The sequence below is a fragment of the Candidatus Saccharimonadales bacterium genome, from assembly GCA_036397795.1.
GTDB lineage: Bacteria > Patescibacteriota > Saccharimonadia > Saccharimonadales > DASWIF01 > DASWIF01.
Genome location: DASWIF010000047.1, coordinates 1 through 2,233, shown reverse-complemented (window position 1 = coordinate 2,233; position 2,233 = coordinate 1). Strand labels below are relative to the sequence as shown.

The window sequence follows — 2,233 nt, the reverse complement described above, 5'->3', positions numbered from 1 at the left end:
GCTGAGGTCATCCACATCAGGCCGCCCCAGACCATCAGAACAACAAAAATTACCCCGGTAAAGCCGACAATCGTCCGAATAATATTCGCCACAACCTGGCTAATTGTGGTCTGGTCGGCATTTGGGAATCCGGCTGACTCTTGCAAGGTTTGGTCGTGCTGTATAATTTTGCGTTCATTAACGAGCAAAGATTCACCGTCTCCGTTGGCCAGCGAGACAGCCGGTAACAGCAACCCGCCAGCCACAGCAGTCAGCCCAAGCCAGAAAACAAAAAGTGAAGTGCGTATAGTCATATTTTAGGCGCGCAGCGCGAACAGGATAGTTTGATATATTGCCCAGCTTCCCAGCGTTACAAGCAGGCCAATAATTGAGCTGCGCAGAATTTTTTTAGCTTTGCCAATTTGTTCTTCGGCTCCGGCCGAGGTTAGCCAGAGCAACCCGGCGTATACTGTCATGCTCACAAAAACCACGCCGCTCAACGCAATCAGCGCCCCGACAATCGTGCCAATCAGACGGGCAATGATAAACGACGCGTCACCGCCGGTTCGGAATCCGGCCGGCTGGGCTGCCGCGTCCAGGTTGCCGAAAATGCTTTCGTTGTCATCTTGAGCCTGAACAACCGCCAACGAAACGGTCAGCAGCAGGGGGATGAGGATAAAGAGTAGCCAAAGATTTTTTGCTCGCATAAATTTATACGGTTGGTTAATCGCCGACATCAATGATGCCGGCGCCGCCAACAAGCTGAATGACAAACGTGGTTATGACATACGCGGTCAGAACAACCAGCGCGCCGACAATCGCGCCTCGCAGAATTTTTTTGGCTTTGCCAATTTGGTCTTCGGCCCCGGCCGCGGTCAGCCAGAGGTAGCCGGCGTAAAAAATGTAGGCCATGAAAATAACGCCCAGCAGCGCTAAAAAGCTTTGCAGAATAACACCAATTGTCCGGGGTAAGTCTTGCCGCCCAACGGCCGGGTTAAAACCGGCCGAGTCTCCAACGTTAATTAGCCGATCGCGGGCATCAGCCGCCATTGCCGCCCCGGTCACGCCGAATGAAAAAACAGTTGTCAGCAGCGCGGTTGATGTTTTATGAAGTTTTGTGAATTTGGCAGACATAATTATGTTATGTTGACCGGTGGAATCTGATTATTTGGAGCCTGCTGAGGGTTACTTTGTACCTTCTGGGTGGCGTCGAGCAAGACGTCGAGGATGTAGAAGCTAATCACAAACGCGAGTAGAACAATAATGAGTCCAATCGCGGCGGACTGAATAATCCCTTTGGCTTTTGAAACCTGGTCTTCACGGCCGGCAGCCAGCAACCATTTGTAGCCGCCGTAAATCATGAGGGACAAAAAGATGACGCCGAAAATGCTGATAAAACCGTTAATCGCCAGTCCAACCACGCGTTGAAGTCCGGCCGCAGCCGCGTCTGGACTGTCGGCGCCGGTTGACGGCAGCTCGCTGGCTTCAAATGAGTCAAGGAGTTTGTCGGTGACATTCGCCGCCGCTACAGGCTGAACCGAAATCGCCAGTACCGCGCTCCCGAGTACGGTGATGAGTATAAAAAGTAGATTCATTCGTCGCATAAGCGTATTATAACCCGCCTTGTTCAATTACGCCACCAATCTGGGTTAGGATAAATTCAACGACCAGGCGGGCGGTGAAGATGATAATAAGGGCAATGATAATTTCGCGCACCATGGTTTTGGACTTTTCAATCTTCTGCTCGTTGCCGCGAGCCATCATCCATTCCCAGCCGGCCCAAAGCAGCAGCAAAAAAGCGATAATCCCGACAAAGGTCAGCAGAAAATTGATAATCGCTAAGAGCCGCTGTTCAAATGTGCCGCCTTCAATGCCTTCCTGGAACAACGCGTTAGCGGCGGTTTTAAAGCCCTGGCTGGACTGCTCAAAAATGCCTGACTCAGACGCCGCTCCGGCCAGGCTGGCGGTTCCCACAAAGAAGAGGACGGAGATGAGCCCAAGTTGTAGTCCGCGAAAGCGCATACAAAAAAGCTTAAGAGCCAGGATCGCCCAGAGTCGCTTGGCCAATTATTAGCAGGGCCAGTTCGGCTATTAACCGCGCTCCGATCACAATTGCCATCCCGACAATCGCATGAAAAATCATATGCTGAGCTTTGGTGACTTGCTGTTCATTGCCGCGAGCGGTTAACCAAAGCCAGCCGCCCCAGATGACTCGGATCAGGAAAAACGCGCCGAGTAAAAAGGTGAGGTTGTT

At 51.9% G+C, this 2,233-nt stretch carries 6 protein-coding genes; all 6 read right to left on the bottom strand.

Annotation, left to right across the window (positions count from 1 at the left end; translation table 11 throughout):
- On the bottom strand, positions 1–293 hold a 293-nt coding region (locus VGA08_03205; protein HEX9679601.1), incomplete at its 3' end, for a hypothetical protein.
- Positions 294–296: 3 nt separating this feature from the next.
- A complete protein-coding gene (locus VGA08_03200) occupies positions 297–686 on the bottom strand; it encodes a hypothetical protein (protein HEX9679600.1) in 390 nt (129 codons plus the stop codon).
- Between the two features lie 16 nt (positions 687–702).
- Positions 703–1,113: a hypothetical protein gene (locus tag VGA08_03195; protein ID HEX9679599.1), complete on the bottom strand. Its 411-nt coding sequence runs from the start codon at positions 1,111–1,113 to the stop codon at positions 703–705.
- A gap of 2 nt (positions 1,114–1,115) precedes the next feature.
- Entirely contained in the window at positions 1,116–1,583 is a 468-nt protein-coding gene (locus VGA08_03190) for a hypothetical protein (GenBank protein ID HEX9679598.1), read from the bottom strand.
- 7 nt (positions 1,584–1,590) lie between these two features.
- A complete protein-coding gene (locus tag VGA08_03185; GenBank protein HEX9679597.1) occupies positions 1,591–2,001 on the bottom strand; it encodes a hypothetical protein in 411 nt (136 codons plus the stop codon).
- Between the two features lie 10 nt (positions 2,002–2,011).
- The coding region (locus tag VGA08_03180) for a hypothetical protein (protein HEX9679596.1) at positions 2,012–2,233 on the bottom strand (222 nt) is incomplete at its 5' end.

Excerpts from the sequence above, each read along its gene's own strand:
- VGA08_03200 (HEX9679600.1), bottom strand. The coding sequence starts at position 686 with ATGCGAGCAAAAAATCTTTGGCTACTCTTTATCCTCATCCCCCTGCTG.
- VGA08_03195 (HEX9679599.1), bottom strand. The coding sequence starts at position 1,113 with ATGTCTGCCAAATTCACAAAACTTCATAAAACATCAACCGCGCTGCTG.
- VGA08_03190 (HEX9679598.1), bottom strand. The coding sequence starts at position 1,583 with ATGCGACGAATGAATCTACTTTTTATACTCATCACCGTACTCGGGAGC.
- VGA08_03185 (HEX9679597.1), bottom strand. The coding sequence starts at position 2,001 with ATGCGCTTTCGCGGACTACAACTTGGGCTCATCTCCGTCCTCTTCTTT.